Origin of the sequence: Variovorax sucrosi (assembly GCF_051216635.1) — a bacterium.
Classification (GTDB): Bacteria; Pseudomonadota; Gammaproteobacteria; order Burkholderiales; family Burkholderiaceae_C; genus Variovorax.
Window position 1 is genome coordinate 160,702 of sequence record NZ_JBPJZU010000005.1, and the last position, 25,374, is coordinate 186,075.

At 69.7% G+C, this 25,374-nt stretch carries 18 protein-coding genes and 1 pseudogene; 10 read left to right on the forward strand and 9 right to left on the reverse strand.

Annotated features, from left to right (window positions below):
* Positions 1-6: 6 nt before the first annotated feature.
* From ACSFBE_RS11545 to ACSFBE_RS11555, 3 genes are read right to left on the reverse strand one after another with little or no spacing between them, the layout of a single operon-like run.
* The gene (locus ACSFBE_RS11545) at positions 7-2,052 is read right to left on the reverse strand and encodes a two-component system sensor histidine kinase NtrB (RefSeq protein WP_435490732.1); all 2,046 of its coding nucleotides are present in this window, start codon (positions 2,050-2,052) and stop codon (positions 7-9) included.
* Positions 2,053-2,104: 52 nt separating this feature from the next.
* Complete coding sequence (locus ACSFBE_RS11550; RefSeq protein WP_435490535.1) at positions 2,105-2,920, reverse strand: carbon-nitrogen hydrolase family protein; 816 nt, start codon at positions 2,918-2,920, stop codon at positions 2,105-2,107.
* A complete protein-coding gene (locus ACSFBE_RS11555; protein ID WP_435490536.1) occupies positions 2,917-6,987 on the reverse strand; it encodes a YhdP family protein in 4,071 nt (1,356 codons plus the stop codon). The genes ACSFBE_RS11550 and ACSFBE_RS11555 overlap by 4 nt, the downstream gene beginning before the upstream one ends.
* A 24-nt stretch (positions 6,988-7,011) precedes the next feature.
* Between ACSFBE_RS11555 and glnE the strand changes: the two genes are divergently transcribed.
* Positions 7,012-9,882 (forward strand): bifunctional [glutamate--ammonia ligase]-adenylyl-L-tyrosine phosphorylase/[glutamate--ammonia-ligase] adenylyltransferase, encoded by a 2,871-nt coding sequence (gene glnE, locus ACSFBE_RS11560; RefSeq protein ID WP_435490537.1) that lies wholly within the window; start codon positions 7,012-7,014, stop codon positions 9,880-9,882.
* Positions 9,866-10,799, forward strand: a pseudogene (locus ACSFBE_RS11565) (septal ring lytic transglycosylase RlpA family protein). Before glnE ends, ACSFBE_RS11565 begins: the two are co-directional and overlap by 17 nt.
* Before the next feature lie 3 nt (positions 10,800-10,802).
* On the opposite strand, the gene ACSFBE_RS11570 reads toward ACSFBE_RS11565, so the two are convergent.
* The 3 genes from ACSFBE_RS11570 to ACSFBE_RS11580 all read right to left on the reverse strand — a co-directional run bounded on the left by ACSFBE_RS11570 (position 10,803) and on the right by ACSFBE_RS11580 (position 13,137).
* The gene (locus tag ACSFBE_RS11570; protein WP_435490538.1) at positions 10,803-11,261 is read right to left on the reverse strand and encodes a carboxymuconolactone decarboxylase family protein; all 459 of its coding nucleotides are present in this window, start codon (positions 11,259-11,261) and stop codon (positions 10,803-10,805) included.
* Positions 11,262-11,327: 66 nt separating this feature from the next.
* The gene (locus ACSFBE_RS11575) at positions 11,328-12,209 is read right to left on the reverse strand and encodes an RNA polymerase sigma-70 factor (RefSeq protein ID WP_435490539.1); all 882 of its coding nucleotides are present in this window, start codon (positions 12,207-12,209) and stop codon (positions 11,328-11,330) included.
* A 70-nt stretch (positions 12,210-12,279) separates the two neighbouring features.
* Positions 12,280-13,137, reverse strand: coding sequence for a ferritin family protein (locus ACSFBE_RS11580; RefSeq protein ID WP_435490540.1), 858 nt, complete (start codon positions 13,135-13,137; stop codon positions 12,280-12,282).
* A gap of 620 nt (positions 13,138-13,757) precedes the next feature.
* On the opposite strand from ACSFBE_RS11580, the gene yajC reads away from it, so the two are divergent.
* The 4 genes from yajC to ACSFBE_RS11600 all read left to right on the forward strand — a co-directional run bounded on the left by yajC (position 13,758) and on the right by ACSFBE_RS11600 (position 19,470).
* Complete coding sequence (gene yajC, locus ACSFBE_RS11585; RefSeq protein WP_435490541.1) at positions 13,758-14,090, forward strand: preprotein translocase subunit YajC; 333 nt, start codon at positions 13,758-13,760, stop codon at positions 14,088-14,090.
* 39 nt (positions 14,091-14,129) lie between these two features.
* Positions 14,130-16,013 (forward strand): protein translocase subunit SecD, encoded by a 1,884-nt coding sequence (gene secD, locus ACSFBE_RS11590; protein ID WP_435490542.1) that lies wholly within the window; start codon positions 14,130-14,132, stop codon positions 16,011-16,013.
* Between the two features lie 12 nt (positions 16,014-16,025).
* Entirely contained in the window at positions 16,026-16,979 is a 954-nt protein-coding gene (secF, locus tag ACSFBE_RS11595; protein WP_435490543.1) for a protein translocase subunit SecF, read from the forward strand.
* 136 nt (positions 16,980-17,115) lie between these two features.
* On the forward strand, positions 17,116-19,470 hold the full coding sequence (locus tag ACSFBE_RS11600; protein ID WP_435490544.1) for a DUF1631 family protein: 2,355 nt from the start codon (positions 17,116-17,118) through the stop codon (positions 19,468-19,470).
* A gap of 24 nt (positions 19,471-19,494) precedes the next feature.
* Here ACSFBE_RS11600 and ACSFBE_RS11605 read toward each other — a convergent pair whose 3' ends face one another.
* From ACSFBE_RS11605 to ACSFBE_RS11615, 3 genes are all read right to left on the reverse strand, one after another.
* Positions 19,495-20,010 (reverse strand): Smg family protein, encoded by a 516-nt coding sequence (locus ACSFBE_RS11605; RefSeq protein WP_435490545.1) that lies wholly within the window; start codon positions 20,008-20,010, stop codon positions 19,495-19,497.
* Between the two features lie 78 nt (positions 20,011-20,088).
* A complete protein-coding gene (dprA, locus tag ACSFBE_RS11610) occupies positions 20,089-21,243 on the reverse strand; it encodes a DNA-processing protein DprA (RefSeq protein ID WP_435490733.1) in 1,155 nt (384 codons plus the stop codon).
* A 19-nt stretch (positions 21,244-21,262) separates the two neighbouring features.
* The gene (locus ACSFBE_RS11615) at positions 21,263-22,468 is read right to left on the reverse strand and encodes a LysM peptidoglycan-binding domain-containing protein (protein ID WP_435490546.1); all 1,206 of its coding nucleotides are present in this window, start codon (positions 22,466-22,468) and stop codon (positions 21,263-21,265) included.
* Positions 22,469-22,631: 163 nt separating this feature from the next.
* Between ACSFBE_RS11615 and def the strand changes: the two genes are divergently transcribed.
* From def to ACSFBE_RS11635, 4 genes are read left to right on the forward strand one after another with little or no spacing between them, the layout of a single operon-like run.
* Positions 22,632-23,153 (forward strand): peptide deformylase, encoded by a 522-nt coding sequence (gene def / locus ACSFBE_RS11620; protein WP_435490547.1) that lies wholly within the window; start codon positions 22,632-22,634, stop codon positions 23,151-23,153.
* Positions 23,150-23,638 (forward strand): hypothetical protein, encoded by a 489-nt coding sequence (locus ACSFBE_RS11625; protein WP_435490548.1) that lies wholly within the window; start codon positions 23,150-23,152, stop codon positions 23,636-23,638. The genes def and ACSFBE_RS11625 overlap by 4 nt, the downstream gene beginning before the upstream one ends.
* A 13-nt stretch (positions 23,639-23,651) precedes the next feature.
* Positions 23,652-24,602: a methionyl-tRNA formyltransferase gene (gene fmt / locus ACSFBE_RS11630; RefSeq protein ID WP_435490734.1), complete on the forward strand. Its 951-nt coding sequence runs from the start codon at positions 23,652-23,654 to the stop codon at positions 24,600-24,602.
* Positions 24,602-25,339: an AzlC family ABC transporter permease gene (locus tag ACSFBE_RS11635; RefSeq protein ID WP_435490549.1), complete on the forward strand. Its 738-nt coding sequence runs from the start codon at positions 24,602-24,604 to the stop codon at positions 25,337-25,339. Before fmt ends, ACSFBE_RS11635 begins: the two co-directional genes overlap by 1 nt.
* Positions 25,340-25,374 lie beyond the last annotated feature (35 nt).

Sequence of the window (25,374 nt, forward strand, 5' to 3'; positions counted from 1 at the left end):
GGGAGTTCACGCGATCGGTAATGTGAAGCGGAAGATGGTGCCGCGGGGGTGGTGGGGTTCGTGCATCAGCACGCCGCCGTGCTGCTCGACCACCGTGCGGCACAGGCTCAGGCCGAGGCCCATGCCGTCCGCACGGGTGGTGAAGAAGGGCGTGAACAGGCGCTCGGCGACGTCGGGGCTGATGCCGCTGCCGATGTCGGCCACCGAGAATTCGAGCCACTGACGCATGTCGGCCGGTGCATCGGGCGCCCCGATGCGGCCGGCACGGGCCACGCGCAGGGTCAGCACACGGTCGCGCAACTCGGGCATGTCCATCGCCTGCATCGCGTTGCGAGCCAGGTTGAGCAGCACCTGCTCGACCAGCGTGCGGTCGCACAGCACGGTGGGCAACGCGTCGGCCAACACCAGGTCGATGCGCACCCCGAGCTTGCGCGCCTGCAGCCGCACCAGCGGCAGCACGGCGTCGATCAGCGCCTGCGGCGCCACCGGCTCGCGCGTGCGGTCGCGCCGCCGCACGAAGTCGTGCACGCTGCGGATCACCTGGCCGGCGCGGTCGGCCTGCTCTGCGATGCGGCGCACCGCCATCGCCACCTCGGCACCGTCGCCCTGCGCGCCCTGCAACAAATTGAGCGAGCCGCTCGCGTAGCTGGCGATGGCGGCCAGCGGCTGGGTCAGCTCGTGGCTCAGCAGCGAGGCCATCTCGCCGACGGTGGCCAGGCGCGCGCTGGCCTGGAGCCTTTCCTGCGTGGCGCGCGAGAGCTCCTCGACGCGGCGCTGCTCGCTGACGTCGATGAAGGCGCTCATCCAGCCGGTCTGCACGCCATGGGCGTTGATCAGCGGCGCTTCGAAGATCAGCACCGGGAAGCGCGAGCCGTCCTTGCGCATGAAGACCGACTCGAAGCCTTCGCGCGGCGGCATGCCGCCGGCCAGCCGCAGGGTCTGCCGCTTCTGGTATTCGTGCGCCAGTTCGGTGGGCCAGTAGGGCGCCTCGCCGGCACCGGCCTCGGTCAGTTCCTCGGCGCTGAAGCCGACCATCTCGCAGAAGGCCGGGTTCACATAGGTGATGCGGCCCTGCAGGTCGCGCGCGCGCAGGCCGGTGATGACCGAGTCCTCCATCGCCTTGCGAAAGGCCAGCGTGTCGGCCAGCTCGCTTTCGGCGCGCAGCCGACGCCGCGTGTCGCGCGCCAGCAGCACCAGCACCGACACCAGCGCGATGGAGATGGCGGTGACCAGGCCGGTCAGCAGGTTGGGGAACACGTCGGGCGCGGCGCGCCAGCCATCGACGCGCAGCACCAGCGCCGCGCCGGGCAGGTCGATCAGCTGCTGCGTGCTGAACACGCGGCTGCCGATGCGCCGCGCGGTGCCCACCGAGGCGAGCCGGGTGCCGTCGGGCTCGGTCAGCGACACCTCCTGGCCGCGGCGCAACGTCGGCGCGACCAGCTCGGTGAGCAGGTCGCGCAGCGTGTAGGTGGCGATCAGGTAGTCGCCGCCGTTCAGCGGCAGGCACAGTTCCATGACTTCGATGCCGCCGCTGTCGGGCAGCGCGACATAGTGGCTGGGCGAATAGGCCGCGCCGTCGACCTTGCGGGCCGCGGCGCAGGCGAGCGCCACGTCGGATTGCGCACTGCGGCGACTGTCGTCGTCGATCTGGCGCACGCGGTAGGGCGTGTCGGCCACCGCCAGTGTGCGCAGCCCGGCATCGCGCCATTCGAGCCGCAACCACTCGCGGTGGCCCCGCATCGACGCTGCCGATTCGCCGGCCCAGCGGTCGGCGTCGAGCCCGGCGGATTGCAGCGCATGCAGGCTCTGCACGTTGCGCTGCAGGCCGACGCGCAGGTCGGACGCGGCATCGGCCACGTCGCGGTCGAGCGCCGCCTGCACCTGCTCGGCTTCGTGCCGCCCGGCCAGCCACACGACCGTGACCAGCAGCGCCGAGACCAGCACCGCCAGCAGCACCCACAGGAACCAGCGCTGCCACACCGAGCGCAGGCGGAGGAAGGCCTGGCCGCCGACGCGGATCGCCAGCCGCGTGGCGAGGTTCTCGCGCGGCATGGCGGGCACGGGGTTCTGGAACAGGGGGGAAGACACGTCGCTGGGCGGCCCGCTAGAGCACCCCGTGCGTCAACGCGGGCAACTGGGCGCGGGTGGCGGCGGTGCGTTGCGCATCCAGGTCGAACAGCACCACGCCTTCGCCGGTCGCCTGCTGCGCGACCACCGTGCCCCAGGGCTCGACGATCATGGACTGGCCCCAGGTCCGGCGCCCGTTCTCGTGCGTGCCGCCCTGCGCCGGCGCCACCACCCAGGCGAGGTTCTCGACCGCGCGGGCGCGCAGCAGCAGTTCCCAGTGCGCCGCGCCGGTGGTGTGGGTGAAGGCGCTCGGCACCAGCAGCAGCTCGGCGCCCTGGCGCGACAGCGTGCGGTACAGCTCGGGAAAGCGCAGGTCGTAGCAGACCGACAGGCCGATGCGCCAGCGGTGGCCGTCGCGCGAGGGCAGGTCGAACAGCACCGGCGTGCGGCCGGGCGTGATCACGCGGCGCTCGTCGAAGCGCTCGCGGCCGTTGTCGAAGAAGAACAGGTGGATCTTGTCGTAGCGCGCGACGCACGCGCCCGTCGGCGCATAGGCCAGCGAGCTGTTGAAGACATGCTGGTCGTCGCCGGCCTCGATCGGCAGCGTGCCGCCGACGATCCACAGGCCGAACTCGCGCGCCGCGTCGGCCAGGAAGCGCTGCACCGGGCCGTCGCCCGGCTTCTCGCGCAGCGCGAGCTTGTCGGTGTCCTTCGCGCCCATGACGCAGAAGTACTCGGGCAGCACCGCCAGCTCGGCCCCGGCCCGGGCCGCCTCGGCCAGCAGCGCATGCGCGCGCGCCAGGTTGGCATCGCGGGCGATGGCCGAAACCATCTGCAGGGCGGCGACTTTCATGGCGTGATCTCCTTGGTCAGCGCGTCGCGCGCCGCCGGCAGCGCGCGGCGCGGCACCTTGGTGATTTTGGGGTCGGTCCAGGTGCCTTCGATCTGGAATTCCTGCGTGGCCGCGGCGGCCAGCGGCTTGCTCAGCAGCGCCTGCGCGAGGAAGGTGCTCAGGCCGATCAAGGGGTTGATGGCGGTGGCGACCAGGGCGGCGGTGCCGGCGCTGATCTCGGGCACCACCACCACGCGCAGGTTCTGCGTCTCGTGCGCGATGTCGGCGGCGCCGTCCATCAGCACGGCGGCGTTCACGCCCTTCATCTGCAGGTTGTTGGTGCTGGCCACGCCATTCGCGATGGTTGCGTCGCCGCGGATGAAGTCGAAGGCGAAGCCCTCGCTGAAGATGTCGCGGAAATCGAGCGTGAGTCGGCGCGGCAGGGCCTGCAGGCTCAGCACACCGAGCAGCTTGGCCAGGCCCGGGTCGGCCTTCAGGAACTGGCCGGTCGCCACGTCCAGGTGCACCTGGCCATTGAGGCTCGGGTAGTCGAGCGACAGCGGCGAGCCGCGCCAGTCGACCTCGCCTTCCAGGCGGCCGCGGCCGCGCCGGACCACGTCCTTCATGTTGAAGCGCGCCAGCAGCGTGCCCGCATCGGCGATGTCGAGCTTGAAGTTCATCGCGGTGCGGCGTTGGGCCGCATCGTTGCCGGCCCAGGTGCCCTGGGCGGTGAAGCTGGCCTCGGGCATGGTGAAGGCCAGCTTGTTGAGCCGCCATTCGCGCCGTGCGCCACCGCGGTTGACGGCGTCGATCTCGGCCCGCCCGAGGTGCCGGCCGAGCAGTTCGAAGTCGTCGATCACCACGTCGAGTGCCGGCAGCGTGCCGGGTTGCTCATCGAGCAGCGACTCGACGTTCTTGGCTTCGCTGGCCGCGATCTTCAGCCGCGACAGCCGCGCGTAGATGCGACCGTCCTGCGACTGGCGGTATTCGACATAGCCGCTCAGCTCCGCCGCGTCGATGTTGGCGCGCCACAGCGCGCCTTCGCGCGAGCCGCCCAGCACCACGTCGTGCAGCGTCCGGCCGCCGCCGATGTCCAGCGCCCGCGCGCGCACCGCGACGGCTGTGGGCAGGTAGCTCGACGGTTCGGCGCCGCTGCCGCCGCTCTCCGCGGCCGGGCCGGCCGCCTGGCCGAAAAGCGCCTGCCAGGCGGGCAGGTCGAAGTCGGCCAGGTGCAGCGTGGCCTGCACGCCGCGCGCCGGCGCGACCGGCGCTTCGCCGGCCGGCAAACCGACGCCGATGGCGCCCTGCAGCACGCGCGCTTCGGCACCGCCCAGGTCGCGCACATAGTGGGCCGATGCCACGCTGCCGAGCGCCAGCGAGATGCGGTCGTGCAGCAGTGGCGCCGCGCCGGCGCGCGCTTCGCGCAGCACCACCTTCTTCTCGACCTGCAGCGGCATCGTCTCGTCGGCGCGCTTGGCCAGCGGCGCGGGCAGGTCCAGGCTCAGCCCCTGCAGGGTGCTCGAGACGGAGAACTCGGGCGTGCCGTCGCGCACCGACAGCGTCGCGGCGTAGGCCGTGCCGCCGCCGGCCTTGGCCGCCAGCCGCGGCAGCCAGTCGACCTCCGGCGTGGCGCGCAGGCCATCGGCGGTGACGCTTCCTTGTGCGCGGAAGCTCATCTCGGCAGCCGTGCTGCTGCCGTAGCGACCACGGCCCTCGATGCGGGTCTCGCCACCGGCGATGCGGCCCTGCACGCCGGCCAGCTGGAAGCCGCTTTCGGTGAAGCTCAGCGTGCCATGGGCCTGGCCGAAAACAGGCGCCTCCGGCGCCAGTTGCAGGTCGTTGCCGCCGAGCACGACGCTGGCCTGCACCTTGGCCTTGTCCATGCCTTCGAGCGGCAGGTCGAGCTTGAGCCGGTAGTCGGCATTGCCGGTGGCGCGCACCGCGGCCACCGTGCCGGCCGACTCGCCCGCCAGCGGCGCACCGGCCTTGAGCAGTTCGCCGAGCGGGCCGCGCGCCTGCGCGTCGACCACCAGCAGCGGCGCACGGTGCGACAGGTCCTGGATCTGCACGTCGGCCTTGCTGACCTCGATGCCCGGGGCACCGGCGATGCGGCCGCGGGCGTTGCGCACCTGCATGCCGGCGCGTTCGAAGATCAGATCGCCCGACACGCCGGTCAGCGCCGGCCAGGCCAGCGATTTGCCGGCCGCGACTTCCGAGGGCGGCACGTAGGCATAGGTCACGTCGCTGACCTTCGCGGCGATGCGGAAATCACCGTCCCGCGGGTCCGTGAAGGGCATGTCGTGCAGATCGCCGCGGACCCGGAATTCGACCGCGCTGGCGCTGCCGCGGGTCACGCTTTCCTGCACGTAGGCACGCGTGTGCTTCGGGATGTCCAGCGGCAGGTAGCGGTACACCCGCGTGCCGTTGGCGCGCTCGAGCTGGCCCTGCAGGTCGAGCACGCCGGGGTAGCGCGACTTGCCGTGCGAGACGGCCGGGTCGCTGGTGCGCCAGGTGGCGCGTGCCTCGCCCGCGGCGTCGGCATTCTCGAAGCGCAGCTCGCTCACCTGCAGTTGGGCCTTGTCGCCGTCGAGCTTCCACTGCAACTGCCCCGAGAGCCGGTCGATGGGGATGCGCGGCTCTTCGAAGACGCCCGGGAAATCCAGCACGCCCTGCGCGATGGCCAGCGTCGCCTTGCCGCCGTCCTGCGTGGCATCGAAGCGGATCGCCGCGCCGCTCAGGCCCGGCGTGCCGGCATGCGGCGATGCATCGACGGCCGCTTTGCCGGTGGTGCTGGCGGCCACCGGCTGCGCGGCCACGCTGAAGGCGCTCAGGCTGCCGCGCGCCTGGTAGCGGTGCGGTGCGGCCAGCGACCCTTGCCAGCTGGCGTCGATGTGCTCGACCACGCCGCGCGGCGCATAGGCGGCCAGCAGTCGGTGTGTGGTGTCGCCCAGGGGCAGCCGCGTGGCGATCAGGTTCAGTGCGGCCAGGTCGAGCCGGTCGGCGCGCAGCGCGCCGCGCTCGGGCGAGCGGCCCTGCACCGGCGTGTGCTGAAACCACAGGTTGCCACCCGGCCAGCGCAGGCCGTCGGCGGCGTCGAACTGCAGCGCGGTAGTCGACACCTCGAGCGTGCGGTCGCTCATCCGGCCGGCGATGCGGCCGGTGACTGCGCGCAGTACCAGTGGCTCGAGGCCGGCGTCGAGCGATGCGTCGATGCGGTCGAGCGACAGGTCCACCGCGCCGCCGACGACCTGGCCGTTGCGCACGTCGGCCCAGGCCCGCACGCCGCCGCGGCCGTCGCGGATGCGGGCGTCGAGCGACACGTAACGGCCGAGCCGGCGCACGTCGATGTGCGGCAGCTCGGTGTAGAGCTGGCCATCCCAGCGTTGCCAATTGCCGCGGCGCACCGACAGCAGCGGCTGGCGGAATTCGCCGCGCAGCGTGAAGCGTTCGCCCCAGCCCTCCGGCGGCGTGGCATCCAGCCGCATCGCATGGCGGCGGCTGCCGTTGCGGGCCGCGAAGCGCACGTCGGTCAGCAGCAGCGGCTCGGCGCCGCGGCGCTCGTCGGTCCAGCGCACGGTGCCGCCTTCGATGACGAATTCACGCTGGCTGAAAAACCAGTCGGCACCGCGGGCTTCTCCGCTGGTTTCGGTCGACATGTCCAGCCCGGCGACATGCAGCTTGCCTTGCGCGTCGAGACGCACGTCGAGCTGCGGGTTCTGGACGTAGAGCTGCACGAAGCTCAGACGCCAGAGCGAGCGGGGCGACACGCTCGCGACGACGCGTGGCAGCCGGAGCGCCTCGCGCTGATGGGCATCGTGCAACACCACGTCGCGCAGCTCGAAAGTCGGGAACAGGGTGCCGGATTTGGCGGTGATCGCGCCAATTCGAACCGGTACCCCGATGATGCGGCTGGCCTGTGCCTCCACAAGGCCACGGTATTCGCCGATTCGCGGCACAATCCAGCCGTGTAGGACAACGACCGAGCCCGCGAACAAGAGCCATGCGGCGATCACCAGACCCAGCAGCCATTTCGCCGAGACAGCGGTGATCTTGAGCAGCCGTGTAGGGTGGGTCGCCGTTTCGTTCATTGAGGATCGCGCTGTGCAGGAATTATGACCCCCAGCTACTCGACGGGTTCCGCTCTGACCGATACCGCCGCACATCCCTCGCCTGCTGTCGCGACGCCTCAGTCGACGCTGCCGTTGTCCGCCCATTCGCGCTTCGTCCAGCGCCTGCGCCGGCGCTATGCCAACGAGCTGCCGCTGCTGGCACCCGGTGAGCCGCTGCGTCCTGCGATGGCCGAGGCCTACCGCAGCCTGCGGGCGCGCGGCGACAGCGCCGCCGATGCGCTGCGCATCGTCCGGCAACTGGTCATGGAGCGGCTGGTGACGCTCGACTGCGACCACGGCGCGCCGCTGGCGGTGGTCACCACCGCCGTTACGCAGCTGGCCGAGTTCGCCCTCGACATCGCCTGCACCGAAAGCGCCGCCGCACTCGACGCCCGCCACGGCGCACCGGTCGGCGCGGACGGCCAGCGCGCGCAGTTCTGGGTCGTGGGCATGGGCAAGCTCGGCGCGCGCGAGCTCAACGTGTCCAGCGACATCGACCTCATCTATCTCTACGACCAGGACGGCGAGACGGCCGGTGACGCGCAAGGTCGCGGCCGCATCTCGAACCACGAGTACTTCGCCCACGCCGTGAAGCGCCTCTATGCACTGGTCGGCGACACGACCGAGCATGGCTTCGTCTTCCGCGTCGACCTGGCGCTGCGGCCCAACGGCAACTCGGGGCCGAGCGTGGTGTCGCTCGACGCGCTGGAGGAATACCTGCAGGTGCAGGGCCGCGAGTGGGAGCGCTTTGCCTGGATGAAGAGCCGGGTGGTGGCGCCTGCCGCGGTCATTGCCGATGGCTCGGCCCAGGCGCTGCGGGGCGTGGTGCTGCCCTTCGTGTTCCGCCGCTACCTCGACTACAGCGTGTTCGATGCGCTGCGCACGCTGCACCGGCAGATCCGCGAGCAGGCGCTGCGGCGATGCGCCGGCCGGCCCGAGCGGGCCAACGACGTGAAGCTGTCGCGCGGCGGCATCCGCGAGATCGAGTTCACCGTGCAGTTGCTGCAGGTGGTGCGTGGCGGCCAGTTTCCCGAGCTGCGCACGCGGCCGACGCTCGACGCGCTGCAGCGGCTGGCCCGCGCCGGCTTGATGCCGCCGGAGACCGCGGACTCGCTGGCGGCCGCCTACACCTTCCTGCGACGGGTCGAACACCGCATCCAGTACCTCGACGACCAGCAGACGCATGTGCTGCCGGTGGACGACGACGACGTGCGCTGGATCGCGCAGTCGATGGGCCTGGCCGACAGCTGCGCCTTCCTGGCCGAGCTCGACAGCCACCGCGAGTTCGTGGCGCAGGAGTTCGACACGCTGCTGGGCGGCGGAAAGGCGTGCGTCGGCTGCAACGGCAAGGCCAAGGCAGAACCGCCGGTGGACCTGAACGACCTGATCGCGCAACTGCCCGCGGCCTTCGGTGCGCGCATGGAACGGTGGCGCGAGAACCCGCGCATCCTGGCGCTGCGCGACGAGACGCGCGCCCGGCTGCGGCAACTGGTGCGGCGCACCGGCCACTGGATCCAGGCGGCCGACGGCGACAGCGCCGTGGCGCAGCGCACCGAGGCCGCACTGCGCTGGGCCGACTGGATCGAACCGCTGCTGCGCCGCGAGAGCTACCTGGCCCTGCTGGTCGAGCGGCCGACGGTGCAGGAGCGGCTGCTGCGCCTGCTGGGCGCGGCCAAGTGGCCGGCGCGCTACCTCATGCAGCACCCGGGCGTCATCGACGAACTGGCCAGCGACGAGATGCTGGCCGGCCGCTTCGTCGCGGAGGAGTTCGAGCGCGAACTGGAAGCGCGCCTCGCCTCGCTGCGCCGTACCGGCGAAGACGACGAGGAGCGGCTGCTCAACCTGCTGCGCCATGCGCACCACGCGGAAGTCTTCCGCACCCTGGCACGCGACGTCGACGGCCGTATCACGGTGGAGCAGGTCGCCGACGACCTCAGTGCCATGGCCGACACGGTGCTGCGCATCACCGCGCGCTGGTGCTGGCCGCATGTGCGCAACCGCCACCGCGAGACGCCGCAGTTCGCCATCATCGGCTACGGCAAGCTGGGCGGGAAGGAGCTGGGCTACGGCAGCGACCTGGACATCGTCTTCGTCTACGAAGACGACGACGAGCGCGCCGGCGAGGTCTACGCGGCCTATGTGCGCAAGCTGATCAACTGGCTCACCGTCAAGACGCGCGAGGGCGACCTGTTCGAGATCGACACCGCGCTGCGGCCCAACGGCAACTCGGGCCTGCTCACCACCAGCTTCGCCGCCTACGAGAAGTACCAGTTGGGCCGCGGTGGCAACACGGCATGGACCTGGGAGCACCAGGCCATGACGCGCGCACGCTTCATCGATATGGCCCCCACGCTCGGCACTGGCGTGTCCTCGCTGCCCCCCGAGGGGGCTCCGCCCGCCTTGGGGCGGCCCGGCGGCGGGCTGGGCTACCCCACGCTGGGCGCGCGCTTCGACCGCGTGCGCGACGCCGTCATCTGCGCGCCGCGCGACCGCGATTCACTCAAGGCCGAGATCGTGGCGATGCGCGACAAGGTGCGTGCGGCGCACCCGGTCAAGGCCGGGCGCTTCGACGTCAAGCACAGCCCCGGCGGCATGGTCGACGCGGAATTCGCGGTGCAGTACCTGTTGCTATCGCAGGCCTGCCTGCACCCCGAGCTGGTGCCGAACGTCGGCAACATTGCGCTGCTGCAGCGCGCCGAGGCGGCCGGCCTGTTGCCCGACGACGTCGGCCGAGCTGCGGCGGCCGCCTACCGCGAACTGCGCCGCGTGCAGCACCGCGCCCGGCTCAACGAAGAACCCACGCAGGTGTTGCTGCCCGGCCTGGCAGCCGAGCGCGAAGCCATGTTGGCGCTCTGGCATGCGGTCTTCGGCTGAGGCCGTGCGGCTGCGCGCCGGCGCCGCCGGGCTCGCGCTGATCACTGCGGCGCTGCTGATCGCCGGCTGCGCCAGCGGCCCGGGCGGCGGCTCGCGCGGGCGCGATGGCGCGCCATCCGACCCTCCGGCCGACCTGGCCCGCGTGCCCGACGCCGAGCCGCGTATCGAAGCGATCCGCAGCAACGGCGGCACCAGCAAGCCCTACACCGTGCTCGGCCGCTCGTACATGCCGATCACCGACGACCGGCCGTTCCGCGAAAGCGGCCTGGCCTCCTGGTACGGCACCAAGTTCCACAGCCAGTCGACCGCCAGCGGAGAGCCCTACGACATGTATGCGATGACGGCGGCGCACAAGACACCCGGCCAACGGGCGCGAGGTGATCGTGCGGGTGAACGACCGCGGCCCCTTCCACGACGGTCGCATCATCGACCTGAGCTACACCGCGGCCGGCAAGCTCGACCTGCTGCGCGGCGTCGCGCCGGTGGAGATCGAGCGGCTCACCAACGAGGACATCCGCACCGGCGCCTGGCGGAGCGGCGGCGACACGGTGCTGGCCGCCGCTCCGCCGCCGGCGCCCCTGGTGGTGACCGAGTTGCCGCCGCTGACGCCAGCGCCAGCCTTCGTGCCCACGGCGTTGCCCGCGACGCAGGCGATGGAGGATGCCCCGGCGCGCATCGCGCCCGCCGGCTTCTGGGTCCAGCTCGGTGCCTTCCGCGAGCGCGATGGCGCCGAAAGCCTCCGCACGCGTGCAGCACGCGGCCTGCCGACGCTGGCGCCGCTGCTGCGTGTCTTCACCGATGCCGACACGCACCGTCTGCAGGCCGGGCCCTTCGCCACGCGCGAGGCGGCCTCGGCCACCGTCGCGCAGGTGCGCGACGAGCTGCGCATGGCCGCCATCGTGGTGGAGCGCCGCTGACGCTCAGTCGATCGGCTTGTCGGCCACGGGCAGGTGCATGCCGACGCCGAGGCGATTCCAGGCGTTGATCTGCGCGATCAGCACCGTCAGGTCGACGATCTCCGCATCGCTGAACGCCGCCTGCAGCTGTTCGAAGTCGGCATCGCGGTCGCCGTGGTGCTCGACCAGCCGGGTGATGCTCTCGGCCCAGTTCAGCGCAGCGCGTTCACGCGCGTCGTAGAAGCCGACCTCGCGCCAGGTGGCGATGCTGTTGATGTGCTGCCAGGGCACGCCGGCCTTGCGCAGGTCGCGCACATGCATGTCGAGACAGAAGGCGCAGCCGTTGAGCTGCGACACCCGGGTCTGAATCATTTCGTACAGGCGTTCGCCGAGCGTGTGGCCGGCGATGGCGCCGTTGACGCCGATCATGGCCTGGTAGGCCTTCGGCGCGATCTTGAACCAGGAGAGGCGGGGGCTGTTCATGGCGATTTCCTTGCGTTGAAAAGTGACGACACCCTCAAGACGCGTCAGCTTCGGCGTCTGTGACGCTCAGCGCGAAAATTCTGCGGCGATTCGCGCCAGCTTGTCCGGGTTGCGCTGGGCATGGATGCGCACGATGCGCTCGCCGTCCCACTCGATGCTCTGCACCGACTCCAGCACGCCGTCGACCCAGCGCAGCAGGCCGGGTGCGCCGTTCACGTCGGCAACCGCGATCCGCACCGCGCCCGGATGGCGTCGCGCCACCGCGAAATAGATCTGTGCCACCCGCTGACCGCCGACCACCGGCTGGCCGAAGGAGGGCACCTTGCCGCCGCCGTCGCTGATGATCGCCACGTCTTCCGCCAGCAGCGCCTTCAGGGCCCGCAGGTCGCCCTTCTGGGCCGCTTCGGCAAAGCCGCCGAGCAGCCGCAGATGGGTTTCGCGCGGCACCGCCTGCGCCGGCCGCCTGGCCTCGCGCACCTGGGTCTTGGCGCGATGCACCAGCTGGCGGCAGGCGGCCTCCGACTTGCCGAGCGTCAGGGCAATCTCGCCGTAGTCGGCGTCGAACACCTCACGCAGCAGGAAGGCGGCGCGGGCCTCGGGCGCGAGCCGCTCCAGCACCGCGAGGAAGGCCATCGAGAGTTCGTCGGCGCGTTCCAGCAGCTGTTCGGGCGTGGCTGGCCCGTCGCTCACCACCGGCTCGGGCAGCCAGGTTCCGACATAGTGGGTGCGCTGGGCCTTGGCCGCACGTAGGTGGTCGATGGCGATGCGGGTGGTCACCGTCACCAGCCAGGCTTCGGCGTTCTCCAGCGCGGCATGCGGCGCCGCGTGCCAGCGCAGCCAGGCGTCCTGCACCACGTCTTCGGCTTCGGCGACCGAGCCGAGCATGCGGTAGGCAATGCCTTTCAGGCGCGGGCGGTGGCGGTCGAAGGTGAGGGTGGCGTCGTCCATGGCACCAAGACGCATTCACCGGTGCCCGTGTGACAGGCGGCCACGGCGCGGGTCAGCGGTTCAGCGCGGTTCAGGCGCCCTGGTATTCCGGCTTCGGACCGAGCGACGTGGTGATTTCCTTGCGGTAGCGGTTGAGTTCCTGCACCGACTTGAAGCTGCGGTTCATCAGCAGGCTCAGGTTGTGCAGGATGCGCTCGCCCACCTTGTTTTCCCACACCGCGTCGAACTTGATCTGGTGGTCCAGCCAGTGCTCCAGCCAGTCCGGGTCGGGCATGCGGCTTTGGATCGTGTCGTTCGGGAACAGCGCCTTGCTGACGTGCAGGTTGGTCGGGTGCAATGCCTGCGCGGTGCGGCGTGCGCTGGCCATCAGCACGCCGACCTTGGTGAAGGCGGCGCGGGCCTCGTCGCCGAACTTTTCCAGCGCTCGCTTCATATAGCGCAGGTACGCGCCGCCGTGGCGGGCCTCGTCCTGGCTGAGCGTCGTGTAGATGTGCTTGATCACCGGCTCGGTGTGCCATTCGGCGGCGCGGCGGTACCAGTGGTTCAGCCGGATCTCGCCGCAGAAATGCAGCATCAGCGTCTCGAGCGGCGGCGCCGGGTCGAAGTCGAAGCGTATGTCGTGCAGTTCCTGCTCGGTGGGCGCGTGCTGCGGGCTGAAGCGTTTGAGGTACTCCATCAGCACCAGCGAATGCTTCTGTTCCTCGAAAAACCAGATCGACATGAAAGCGGAGAAGTCGCTGTCGTGGCGGTTGTCGCGCAGGAACATCTCGGTGGCCGGCAGCGCCGCCCACTCCGTGATGGCGTTCATCTTGATGGTCTGGGCCTGCTCATCGGAGAGCTTGGTGCCGTCGAATGACTGCCAGGGAATGTCCTTGTCCATGTCCCAGCGGACGGATTCGAGTTGTCTGAAGAGTTCCGGATAGAGCATGGGCGTCCTTCGTAGGCCGGCGCATTTTAGTGTCGCGATGTGACGGGGCTGCGCAACGGCATGGTGAAGCCTAAAGGCCCCGTGGCGTGCTCACGTCATCCACCCTCTGCGTCGCAGGGTCGGACGAGGCGTACGCGTGGCGATGCAATTAGTCACAAAACCTTACCGACTGGTCGGGAACCCGATTCGACACTGGCGCTCATACACACGCAGGCTCGCAAGAGCCAAGGTTTTCATGTTGCGAGGTCTTCGGCATGCCGCTCGGCGTACCGTTGAAATCCCGGAGCGATTCTCCTCCTCCTCCCTCCCTCCCTCCTTCGCGTCGGGGCGCCTCGCAGCATTTTTGTACAACCGACGGGCCCGTTCCGGGCTCGTCGCTCTCCCCCGTTCCGGTCTCCGTCGGCGTCTTCTCCGCACCCTCGGTGGCCGTGCGCCGCTTCGGTCGGCGCGCCGGAATGCCCCGAGGGCTTCCACGGGGACCGGCCGGAACGAGGTGGCCCCGCCGAATACAATGCCCGGTGCTGCGCGGGGCCCCTGCCCCGCGCCGTGGCCGCCGTCGTGGTCACGCGGGCGCGAATCCTGTCTGCGCTCTTTCTTCTCTCTTCCCGCTGGAGACTCTCTTGTTCATTTCCTCTGCTTTCGCCCAGACCGCACCGGCCGCCGCCGCGGGCGGTGACATGTTGTCCTCGCTGACCAGCATGCTGCCGCTGGTGCTCATGTTCGTGGTGCTGTACTTCGTCATGATCCGGCCGCAGATGAAGCGCCAGAAAGAAGCGCGGGCGATGATCGAAGCGCTGGCCAAGGGCGACGAAGTGGCGACCGCGGGTGGCTTGCTGGGCCGGATCACCTCGCTGGGCGACCAGTACCTCGGCCTCGAAATCGCCGGCGGCGTGGAAGTGAAGATCCAGCGCACCGCCGTGGTTCAGGTGCTGCCCAAGGGCGCGATCAAGTAAGTTGTCAGTCCATGCGGCACCGCCGCACAAAGCGCGATCATGAACCGTTACCCGGTCTGGAAGTACGCGATCCTCGTGATCGTGCTGCTGGTGGGGCTCGTCTATGCCCTGCCTAATTTCTTCGGCGAGGCGCCTGCGGTGCAGGTCTCGGCCGCCAAGGCGACCACCAAGGTGGACGCCGCCACGCAGACCCGCGTGGCCGACGCCCTGAAGGCAGGCGGACTGACGCCGGACATGCTGACCTTGGACGCCACCTCGGTGCGTGCCCGCTTCGCCACCACCGACGACCAGCTCAAGGCGCGCGACGTGCTTCAGCGCGCGCTGGTGCCGGACCCGAGCGATCCGCCCTATGTGGTGGCGCTCAACCTGGTGTCGCGTTCGCCCACGTGGCTGACGGCGCTGCACGCCTTCCCGATGTACCTGGGCCTCGACCTGCGCGGCGGCGTCGACTTCCTGCTGCAGGTCGACATGAAGGGCGCCATCGACAAGAAGGCCGAGTCCTTCGCCGGCGACCTGCGCACCGGTCTGCGCGACAAGAACATCCGCGGCAGCGCGGTGAGCCGCAACGGCCAGACCGTCGAGGTGCGCTTTCGCGACGCGGCCGGCCTCGAAGCTGCCAAGCGTCTGGTGCAGGACCAGTTCCCCGACCTCAGCACCGTCGACAGCCAGGAAGGCAGCGACTGGAAACTGACCGCCTCCATCAAGCCCGAGGCGGCCCGCCGCCTGCAGGATGCGGCGCTCAAGCAGAACATCACCACGCTGCACAACCGGATCAACGAACTCGGCGTGGCCGAGCCGGTGATCCAGCAGCAGGGCATCGACCGCATCGTCGTGCAGTTGCCGGGCGTGCAGGACACGGCCAAGGCCAAGGACATCCTGGGCCGCACCGCGACGCTCGAGATGCGCCTGGTCGACGAATCGACCGAGGGCCGCGCCGCCGAACTCGGCACCGGCCCGGTGCCCTTCGGCTCGGAGAAGTTTCTCGACCGCGAAGGCCGTGCCGTCATCGTCAAGAAGCAGGTGCTGGTCACCGGCGAGAGCCTGACCGACGCACAGCCCGGCTTCGACTCGCAGACCCAGCAACCGAAGGTCGACCTGACGATGGACGCCAAGGGCGGCCGCATCATGCGCGACGTCAGCCGCGACAACTTCAGGAAGCGCATGGCGATGCTGATCTTCGAGAAGGGCAAGGGCGAGGTGCTGACGGCCCCGTCGATCAACGGCGAGCTGGGCAACCGCTTCCAGATCTCCGGCTCGATGAGCGTGGTGGAGGCCAACGATCTGGCGCTGCTGCTGCGCGCCGGCTCGCTGGCCGCGCCGATGGAAATCATCCAGGAACGCACCATCGGCCCGAGCCTGGGGGCCGACAACATCTCCAAGGGCTTCAAGAGCGTGACTTACGGCTTCATCGCCATCATGGTCTTCATGTGCGCCTACTACGCGCTGTTCGGCGTGTTCTCGTCGATCGCGCTGGCCGTCAACCTGCTGCTGCTGGTGGCCATCCTCTCGATGCTGCAGGCCACGCTCACGCTGCCGGGCATCGCCGCCATGGCGCTGGCCATCGGCGTGGCGATCGACTCCAACGTGCTGATCAACGAGCGGGTTCGCGAAGAGCTGCGCAACGGGGCCTCGCCGCAGGCCGCCATCCACGCCGGCTACGACCGCGCCTGGGGCACCATTCTCGACTCGAACGTGACCACCCTCATCGCCGGCATCGCGCTGCTGGCCTTCGGTTCCGGCCCGGTGCGCGGCTTCGCGGTGGTGCATTGCATCGGCATCGTCACCTCGATGTTCTCGGCCGTGTTCTTCTCGCGCGGCCTGGTGAATTTCTGGTACGGCGGCAAGAAGAAACTGAAGACGGTGTCGATCGGCACCGTCTGGCGCCCGAAGACGGACGGCAGCGCCGTCGTCGAAGCGAAGTAGGAAACACGCGCCATGGAATTCTTCCGCATCCACAAGACCATCCCGTTCATGCGCCATGCCAAGGTGCTGAACATCATCTCCTTCGCGACCTTCGCATTGGCGGTGTTCTTCCTGTTCCACCGCGGGCTGCACCTGTCGGTCGAATTCACCGGCGGCACGGTGATGGAAGTCGCCTACCAGCAGTCGGTCGACGTCGGCAAGGTCCGCGAGACCATCGGCAAGCTGGGCTACCCCGACGTGCAGGTGCAGAACTACGGCACCTCGCGCGACGTGCAGATCCGCCTGCCGGTGCAGAAGGGCCAGACCTCGGCCCAGCAGAGCGCCCAGGTGATGGACGCGCTGAAGGCGGTCGAGCCGACCGCGGTGCTGCGCGGCAACGAGTTCGTCGGCCCGCAGGTCGGCGAGGAACTCACCACCAACGGCATCAAGGCGCTCGCCATGGTGGTGGTCGGCATCATGATCTACCTGGCCTTCCGCTTCGAGTGGAAGTTCGCCCTCGCGACCGTGCTGGCCAACCTGCACGACGTGGTCATCATCCTGGGCTTCTTCGCCTTCTTCCAGTGGGAGTTCTCGCTGGCGGTGCTGGCGGCGGTGCTGGCGGTGCTGGGCTACTCGGTGAACGAGTCGGTCGTGATCTTCGACCGGATCCGGGAGAACTTCCGGCGCTACCGCAAGATGACGACCGTGGAGACGATCGACAACGCGATCACCTCCACCATCAGCCGGACCATCATCACCCACGGCTCGACCCAGCTGGTGGTGCTGTCGATGTTCTTCTTCGGCGGACCGACGCTGCACTATTTCGCCCTGGCCCTGACCATCGGCATCTGCTTCGGCATCTATTCCTCCTGCTTCGTGGCCGCCGCGATCGCCATGTGGCTCGGGATCAAGCGCGAGGACCTGATCAAGACGACGCCCAAGCGCGACGGCGACCCCGACGATCCGAACGCCGGCGCGACGGTGTGAGCGGCGCGGGCTGTGGCCAAATCGCCCGTTGCCATACGCCGTTCGGGTCGCCGGGGTTCCTTCGCCCTTGTGCGGCGCGTCAGACCCGGGCAAGCTCGCGGGGTCCGTTGACGTCTACTTGCAATTCCGACTTTTCATGAGCACTGCGCGGTCCCACGCCATGTCCCTGCAAATCGCGCGCGAAACGCGCGAGCGCTTCGTCTCCGCCACGGTGGCGGCGATCGAACCCACCGAGCAGGCGATCCGTGAGCGTCTCACGTCCGCGGCCAACCAGATGGGTAGTGCGCGGGACATGCAGAACTGGCGCGACGACTTCCTCGCCTTCCAGGCGCAGGGCGCGCGCTGGGTGGCGGCCTCGCAGGTCGCCTGGCGCAAGACGCTGGGTGTGGCCGTGGCGTCGACTCACTCCAACTCGCTGCGGCTGGAGCTGATGGGCGACGATGCGGTCGAAACCACCATCCTTTCGTCCCGTCTGGCGCAGGCCATCCAGGGCAAGGCGAATTTCGAGATCAACGACCTGCGCCTGCGGGTGCAGTCGCTGGAAAACGGCGGCGAGCTCGACAGCAAGGACGTGCTCCGCCCCGAGGCGCTGGCCAAGGTGCTGGTCGAGCAATGGCTCGCGGCCGGCTTGCCGCGCCAGCTCTGGACCCGGGTGCAGGACGTGATCGAGCGCACGATGGTCGAGGCCGCGACGCTCGCCTACAAGGAGGCCAATGCGTACCTGATCGGCAAGGACGTCATGCCCGAGATCGATCTGAAGAGCTTCGTGAAGCGCACCGGCGGGACCGGCTCCGGCGCGGTACCGCTGGCGGGCGGCTTCCACGGCGGCCCCGCAGCCATCGGCGCGCAGCATTTCGCACCGGGCACCGGCGGCACGATGGCGGTGCCCGTCGGCACCCGGCAGGGCGGAACGGCCACCGGAAGCGCAACCCAAGGCACCGGCGGCACGCCCTTGCTCATGGCACGCCAGCGCGCCCAGGGCGTGCTGATGAATCTCAAGCGATTCGTCACCGCCCGCATCGGTGGCGACATCACCCAGCAGCGCGGCATGGGTGGCAATGGTGGGGGCAACGGCGGCGGGGGGAACGGTGGCGGAGTCCTGGTCTCGCCGGCTTTCGCCGCCGCCATTGCGGACGCGGGCGCGGCCTACCAGGCGGCGTCGTCCCAGTACGTGGTGGGCAACGACGCGACGGCCTTGCAGCACAGCGCCGCCGATCTGCGCCGCCGCAGCAGCGAACTCAAGCGCCGTGCCCCGACCACCGCCGACAAGGCGACGGTCGAGATCGTGGCGCTGATGTTCCAGGCCATCCTGGCCGAGGAACGCATTCCCTTTTCGGCGCGCGTCTGGTTCGCGCGCCTGCAGATGCCGGTGCTGCGGGTGGCGATCGCCGAGCCCGAGTTCTTCGGCACGCTGCAGCATCCGGCGCGCATGCTGATCGACCGCATGGGGTCGGTCGTGATGGGCTTCGACGCCGCCGCCATCTCGGGCAGCGCGCTCGAGGGTGAGATCCGCCGCGTGGTGCAGGTGATCGAGCAGTACCCCGAAACCGGTCAACGCGTCTTCAAGCTGGTGTTCGACGAATTCGTCGCCTTCCTGAACAAGTACCTGACGCAGAGCGACACCACGCAGCGCGTGATGAGCGTGGCGCAGCAGGTCGAGCAGAAGGAGACGATGGCGATCCAGTACACCATCGAGTTGCGCAAGATGCTCAACGACATGCCGGTGCGCGACGAGATCCGCGAGTTCCTGTTCAAGGTCTGGGCCGAGGTGCTGGCCATCGCCGCCCTCAAGTACGGGGCGCAGGACGACCAGACCGTCATGCTCAAGCGCGCCGCCTCCGAGTTGGTGTGGGCCGCCAGCGCCAAGCCCAACCGCAACGACCGTACCCGCGTCATCCAGGACCTGCCCAAGCTGCTGCAGCGCCTGCGCGCCGGCATGGCGCTGCTGGGCATCGTGGGCGACCCGCAGGAAGAACACATCAAGACGATCGGCGCCACGCTGTCCGACGCCTTCATGTCCAAGACCGAGGCGATCCCGCAGGCGAAGATCGAGGCCATGGCGGTGCGCCTGGCCAACCTGGAAGACTTCGTCAGCGACGAGGGCACCGGCGACCTGCCGCTCGACGCGGCCAGCATCGAGCTGCTGCTCGGCGTTGACGCCGCCTCGATCGAGGTGGTGCCGGACACCGGCGGCGCCAAGGTCAGCGAAGACATGCTGGCGTGGGCGCACGAACTGCAGGTCGGCAACTGGTTCATGCTCGATCACAACAACCGGGCCAGCCAGGTGCAATTCGTCTGGCGCAGCGCGCGCAAGCAACTGCATCTGTTCGCCTCGGCCGACGGCCGCAGCTTCCTGATCCAGGCCGGTCGCCTGGCCTCCTACCTGCAGGCCGGCCTGCTGGTGCCGGCCGAGGAAGAAACGCTCACCGTGCGGGCCACGCGCGAGGCGTTGGCCAAGCTGGACGCGAATCCCGAGCGCCTGCTGGACTAGGGTGGGCGCGGCCGGCGGCCGCGCTCAGTGTGCGAGGCGGCCTTCGCGCCCGTCGCACAGCTCGTCGAGCACCAGTGCGTCGGGTTCGATGCCGCTGCTCCAGTGCACCATCAGCAGGATGATCTTGAGTTCGTCCAGCGCCACTGGCGATTCGGAGGTGGCCATGGCGCGTTCGATCACGATCTCGCGCAGCGCGCCGGACAGCACCTGGGCGGATTCCAGAAAGTGGATGAAGCCAAGGCACTCGGCACCGAGGTGGTCCTGCTCGGCGGAGGAATAGATCCGCATCGCGTCGGGCGAGGGCGGCATCACCGTTTCGGCAACACCGCGTGCGCCCACGGTCGCGACGGACGCGTCTGCATGGCGCTCCAGCGGAAGGCCTTGGGTCGCGGCGCTGAGCTCGTCGAGCCATTGCAGCGCGGCGCGGATCTCATCGGCCTCGAAGCCGTGCGCGCTGAGCTTGCGGCTCAGTTGCTCGGGTTCGGGGCACGCATCGCCGCGCCAGTAGTTTTCGTAGACGAACACGAGCACTTCAAACATGGGTTCAATATAGCCCAGCGGCGCTGCCACGGCTGCGCTGTTGCGCAGATGCTGCGGATGCGCCGCGTCGCGGCGGGCTCAGGCCCGGCTCTGCCGCTGGAACAGGCCGCCCGGCAGCCGCGCCACCTGCTCGCCCAGTTCGAGTTCGAGCAGCAGGCCCTGCAGCCGCGCGGCGGGTTGGCCGGTGCGCGCCACCAGCGCGTCGAGCCCGACCGGATCGAAGCCCAGCGCTGCCAGCAGTGCGACGGCCTCCGGCGGCAGGGTGATGTGGCCGCCTGCTCCGTCCGTCGCCGCGGAGGGTGCCGCAGCCCTGTCGTCGATCGGCAGCTCTTCGAGCACGTCCTGGAACGACTCCACCAGCTTCGCGCCCTGGCGGATCAGCGCATGGCAGCCGCGCGACTGCGGCGAGTGGATCGACCCCGGAATCGCGAACACCTCCCGACCCTGCTCGACCGCCATGCGGGCGGTGATGAGCGAGCCCGAGGCGAGCGCCGCTTCCACCACCAGCGTGCCGCGTGTCAGCCCGGAGATGATGCGGTTGCGGCGCGGGAAGTTCTGGTTGAGCGGCGGCGTGCCGAGTGCGAATTCGCTGACGATCAGACCCCGCGCGCTGATGCGGTGGGCCAGGGTGCGGTGCCGGGCCGGGTAGACCCGGTCGAGGCCGGTGCCCACCACCGCGACGGTGGCCGGTGCGTCGTGAGCGCCGGCGTCGCTGTCGAGCGCGCCCTGGTGGGCCGCGCCGTCGATGCCCAGCGCCAAGCCGGACACCACCGGAATGCCGGCCTCGGCGAAGGCCCGTGCGAAGGCCCTTGCATTCGCCTCGCCCTGCGGCGTGGGATTGCGGCTGCCGACGATGGCCAGGCTGCGGGCCAGCTGGGTGAGATCGAACTGCGGCGCGCCAACCAGGTAGAGCAGCACCGGCGGATCGGCCGTCTCGAGCAGCGACGTGGGGTAGCCGGCATCGCCCAGCGGCACCAGGCGCCGCGTGGCGCCGTCGGGCTCCACGCCCTGCAGCCAGTGCAGCGTCGCGCTGAGTTGTGCCGCCAGGCTCTCGGGCGCCTGCCGCAGCGCCGTCGCCTGGGCCGGCGTGACGATCTCGCGCAGGGCCGAGGCCGGTTGCCGGAAGATGTCGTCGGGCAAGCCGAAGGCGGCCAGCAGCCGGCGGGCCGCGATGTCCCCGATGCCGGGTGTCAGCGTGAGCCGAAGCCAGCCGGCGAGTTCGTCGCGATCCACGCGCGCAGGCTCGACCGGCTCAGGGGTTGACAAGCAGGTCGCCGACCTTCGGCGTGTCGCTGATCTCGAGCACCAGCGCGTAGGACACGCGGTCGAAGGGGCGGAACACCATCAGCAGGCCGATGCGTTCGTTCGGCAGCTTGAGGCTTTCCTTGGCGCCGCCCGTCTTGTCGACAATGGTTTCGCCGTTCTTGAGAATCGCCAGCACATGGCCGTTCTCGATGCCGTCGCGCAGGCCCTTGTTGATCGCGACGACCTGGTTCTGCGCCGCGAACTGCACCGCATTGCCGTAGACCGACACGATCCGACCGTCGACCGTCGCGGTCGGCGCGTGCGGCACATAGCTCAGCAGTTGGCGGGGCGGTTCCGGCAGCAGGCGGTCGCCGGCACGCATTTCCTCGCGGGCGGCGACGATGTCGATCGTTGCCGGCACCACGGTCGACAGTTCCTTGCCGCCCTCCATCGAGCGGGCGATCGATTCGCCGCGCTGCAGCTGCGCCTTGCCGAGGTACTGCGCTTCGTAGCCCAGAATCTCGCCGGTGCCCGGGTCCCGCAGCGGCGTTGCGTTGCGGAAGACGCGGAAGGTCTTGATCGGACCGGCCGTCTCGACCAGCGGCGAGTTCACTTCACCGCGGGCGTAGGCGCGGTCGCCGCGCGCCAGCAGCACCCGGCTGTCGTTGCCCGCCACGATGCGCGGCGCCGTGAGCAGGGTGCCCTCGTCGACCACGATCGGCTCGCTCAGGAAGGGCTCGATCAGGCTGGGGTTCAGCGTCGGCAGGGCCAGGCCGGAGAGCGATTCGTAACGGGTGCGGGGCGACAGCTTGACCGTCTGGTCGCCGCCGCCCAGGCCGCGCCGGGTGCTCAGGCGCGCGCGCCCGCCCGTCTTGTCCAGGTAGAGCACCTGGCCCGGATAGATGCGGTGTGGGTTGCTGATTTCGCCGAGGTTCATGCCCCACAGCTCGGGCCAGCGCCAGGGGCTGCGCAGGTAGAGGCGGGAAATCGCCCAGAGCGTGTCGCCGGACTTGACGGTGTATTCGTCCGGCGCGTTCGGCGCCAATTCACTGACCGGGATACCGGTCTGCGCCGTTTGCTGCGCCGTCGCGCGCTGCTGCGGCGTTACGGGATAGTTCTGGGCCAGCGCCGCGCTCCCGCATCCCATCGAAACGAGCGCCGCCAGGGCAGTGAGGATGGCCGGGCGCCGAGGATGGATGCGGAATTTGTTCATGGTTGGTTCGATGGTCACGCAGAACGCCGCACCGGGCGTACGAATCCTCACAATTTGCAACGAATTTTGCGCTGAAGCCCTTGAATGGGCAACGCTTATCGCGTTTGCGGGCGCCGGGGTCCCTTGGAATTGGCGAAAATAGCCACAATTTTCTTCCCGTTTCATGGCCAAAAGAACCATCCTGAGCTTCCCCGACCCACGTCTGCACACGGTGGCCAAGCCGGTGCAGGGCGTGGATGCGCGCATCAAGGCGCTGGTCGCCGACATGCTCGAGACCATGTACGACGCCAAGGGCATCGGGCTGGCGGCGACGCAGATCGACGTGCACGAACGCCTGGTCGTGATCGACGTGTCCGAGGAGCGCGACGCCCCCCTGGTACTGATCAATCCCGAGATCGTCTGGGCCAGCGACGAGAAGGTCCTGAACGAAGAGGGCTGCCTGTCCGTCCCCGGCATCTACGATGGCGTGGAGCGTTCCACCGCCGTGCGGGTGACCGCGCTCGATGCCGACGGCAACCCCCAGACGATCGAGGCCGACGGCCTGCTGGCGGTGTGCATCCAGCACGAGCTGGACCACCTGCTGGGCAAGGTGTTCGTGGAGTACCTCTCGCCCCTCAAGCGCAATCGCATCAAGAGCAAGCTGCTCAAGCAGCAGCGCGAAGAGCTGCGGGACGCCGGGCGGTGACCGCTTTCCGCACGCTCTCGCTCGCGCTGACAGCTCTGGTGCTGGCGGGGTGCGCCAGCGAGCCGACGCGCCTTCCGCTGGGAACGACGCGCGCCGACGCCCTCCAGCGCCTGGGCACGCCGACCGCCGTCTATCCGCTCGGAAGCGGCGAGCGTCTGCAGTACTCGCGGGCCCCGATGGGCACCGAGGTGAACAACGTCGACCTCGACGCCGGCGGGCGGGTCGTCTCGATCCGCCAGGAACTCGACCCGGCGCTGTTCGACCGCACCATCCGCCCCGGCGTGTGGCGCGAGGCCGACGTGCTGCGCACCTACGGCCGGCCCTTCGAGATCACCCGCGTGTCGTCCTTCGACGGCGTGATCTGGAGCTGGCGCTTCAAGATCCTCAACCAGTACCGCCTTCTCCACATCTACGTCGACCCGGCCGGGGTCGTGGCGCGCTATCACACCGCCGACGACCTGATGCGCGACGTCGATCGCAGGTGAGGCCGTCTTGACCCTGAGGATCGGTTTTGCGGGCACGCCCGAGTTCGCCCGCGTCGCCCTTGAGGCGTTGCACGTCGGCGGTTTCGACATCGCCCTGGTGCTGAGCCAGCCGGACCGCCCGGCCGGCCGCGGCATGAAGCTGCAGGCCTCGCCGGTCAAGCAGTTCGCACTGCAGCACGGCTGGCCCGTGGCCCAGCCGCGCAGCCTGCGGCTGGACGGCAAATACCCGGAAGACGCAGCCGCGGCGCGCGACAGCCTGGCGGCGGCCGGCCTCGACGTGCTGGTCGTCGCGGCCTACGGGCTCATCCTGCCGCAGTGGGTGCTCGACACGCCGCGCCTGGGCTGCCTCAACATCCATGCGAGCCTGCTGCCGCGCTGGCGCGGTGCCGCGCCGATCCACCGCGCCATCGAGGCGGGCGATGCGGAAACCGGCGTGACCATCATGCAGATGGACGCCGGGCTCGACACCGGCGCCATGCTGCTGCACGAGTCGCTCGCGATCGGCGACGACAGCACGGCGCGGCTTCACGACCGGCTGGCGGCGATGGGCGGCCGCCTGATCGTCGATGCGCTGCACCGGGCCGCGGCCGGCACGCTGCAACCGGCGCCGCAGCCGGCCGACGGCGTGACCTATGCGCACAAGATCGAGAAGCACGAGGCGGCCGTCGACTGGATGCAGCACGCCGAGACGATCGTCCGCCGCGTCCGCGCCTTCGACCCCTTTCCCGGCGCCAGCAGCACGCTCGACGGGGTCGCGATCAAGTTCTGGGCGGCCCGAGCGCGCGGCGCCACGGTGGCCGAAGCGCCGGGCACGGTGCTGGCCGTGTCGCCGGCGGGCATCGAGGTCGCCGCGCACCAATCCATCGTCAGCTTCACCGAACTGCAACGCCCCGGCGGCAAGCGCCTGCCGGTGGCCGACTTCCTGCACGGCTTCGACGTGAAGGCCGGCCAGGTGTTCGGCTGATGTTCCTGAGCGCCGACATCCGCGGTCGCCCGACCTTCCGAGAGGGCGTTGCCCAGATGGCGCCGATGGCGTTGGGCATCGGCGCCTGGGGCCTGATGACCGGCGTGGCCATGGTCAAGTCGGGCATGAGCGTGATCGAGGCGCTGGCCATGACCTTCCTGGTCTACGCCGGCAGCTCGCAACTGGCGGCCATCCCACTGCTGGTGGCCGGCGCGCCGGCCTGGGTGATCCTGGCCACGGGCTTCTGCGTCAACCTGCGTTTCGTGGTGTTCAGCCTGCACCTGCGGCCCTACCTCATGCACATGCCGCGCTGGCGCCGGATGGTGCACGGCTACCTGACGGCCGACCTGAGCTACGCGACCTTCACCACGCGCTACACATCGCCGCCGACCACGCGCGACGAGGAGCGCGCGCAGGAGGCCTACCTGACCGGCGGCTACTTCATCACGTGGTGTTCGTGGATGGGCATGAGCACCGTCGGCATCGCACTGGCCAACCTGATCCCGCAGGCCTGGGGCCTGGGCTTCGCCGGCGTGCTCAGCCTGGTGGGCATCCTGTGCTCGATGGCGACCACGCGCCTGCGCATCCTGTCGGCGCTAATCGCGGGTGCGACGGCAGTGGCGGCCTATGCGCTGCCGCTCAAGCTCAACATCGTGACCGGCATCGGCGTGGCCGTGCTGCTGTGCTTCTGGCTGGAGAAGCAGTTCGTGCGGGATCCGGCAGAGGTGGATGGATGAGCGCCGCCCGGCCGCCCGAAGGCGCTCAGCACCGC

Coding starts and splice junctions, on each gene's coding strand:
- ACSFBE_RS11545 (WP_435490732.1), bottom strand. CDS start 2,052: ATGCCGCGCGAGAACCTCGCCACGCGGCTGGCGATCCGCGTCGGCGGC.
- ACSFBE_RS11550 (WP_435490535.1), bottom strand. CDS start 2,920: ATGAAAGTCGCCGCCCTGCAGATGGTTTCGGCCATCGCCCGCGATGCC.
- ACSFBE_RS11555 (WP_435490536.1), bottom strand. CDS start 6,987: ATGAACGAAACGGCGACCCACCCTACACGGCTGCTCAAGATCACCGCT.
- glnE (WP_435490537.1), top strand. CDS start 7,012: ATGACCCCCAGCTACTCGACGGGTTCCGCTCTGACCGATACCGCCGCA.
- ACSFBE_RS11570 (WP_435490538.1), bottom strand. CDS start 11,261: ATGAACAGCCCCCGCCTCTCCTGGTTCAAGATCGCGCCGAAGGCCTAC.
- ACSFBE_RS11575 (WP_435490539.1), bottom strand. CDS start 12,209: ATGGACGACGCCACCCTCACCTTCGACCGCCACCGCCCGCGCCTGAAA.
- ACSFBE_RS11580 (WP_435490540.1), bottom strand. CDS start 13,137: ATGCTCTATCCGGAACTCTTCAGACAACTCGAATCCGTCCGCTGGGAC.
- secD (WP_435490542.1), top strand. CDS start 14,130: ATGAACCGTTACCCGGTCTGGAAGTACGCGATCCTCGTGATCGTGCTG.
- secF (WP_435490543.1), top strand. CDS start 16,026: ATGGAATTCTTCCGCATCCACAAGACCATCCCGTTCATGCGCCATGCC.
- ACSFBE_RS11600 (WP_435490544.1), top strand. CDS start 17,116: ATGAGCACTGCGCGGTCCCACGCCATGTCCCTGCAAATCGCGCGCGAA.
- ACSFBE_RS11605 (WP_435490545.1), bottom strand. CDS start 20,010: ATGTTTGAAGTGCTCGTGTTCGTCTACGAAAACTACTGGCGCGGCGAT.
- ACSFBE_RS11615 (WP_435490546.1), bottom strand. CDS start 22,468: ATGAACAAATTCCGCATCCATCCTCGGCGCCCGGCCATCCTCACTGCC.
- def (WP_435490547.1), top strand. CDS start 22,632: ATGGCCAAAAGAACCATCCTGAGCTTCCCCGACCCACGTCTGCACACG.
- ACSFBE_RS11635 (WP_435490549.1), top strand. CDS start 24,602: ATGTTCCTGAGCGCCGACATCCGCGGTCGCCCGACCTTCCGAGAGGGC.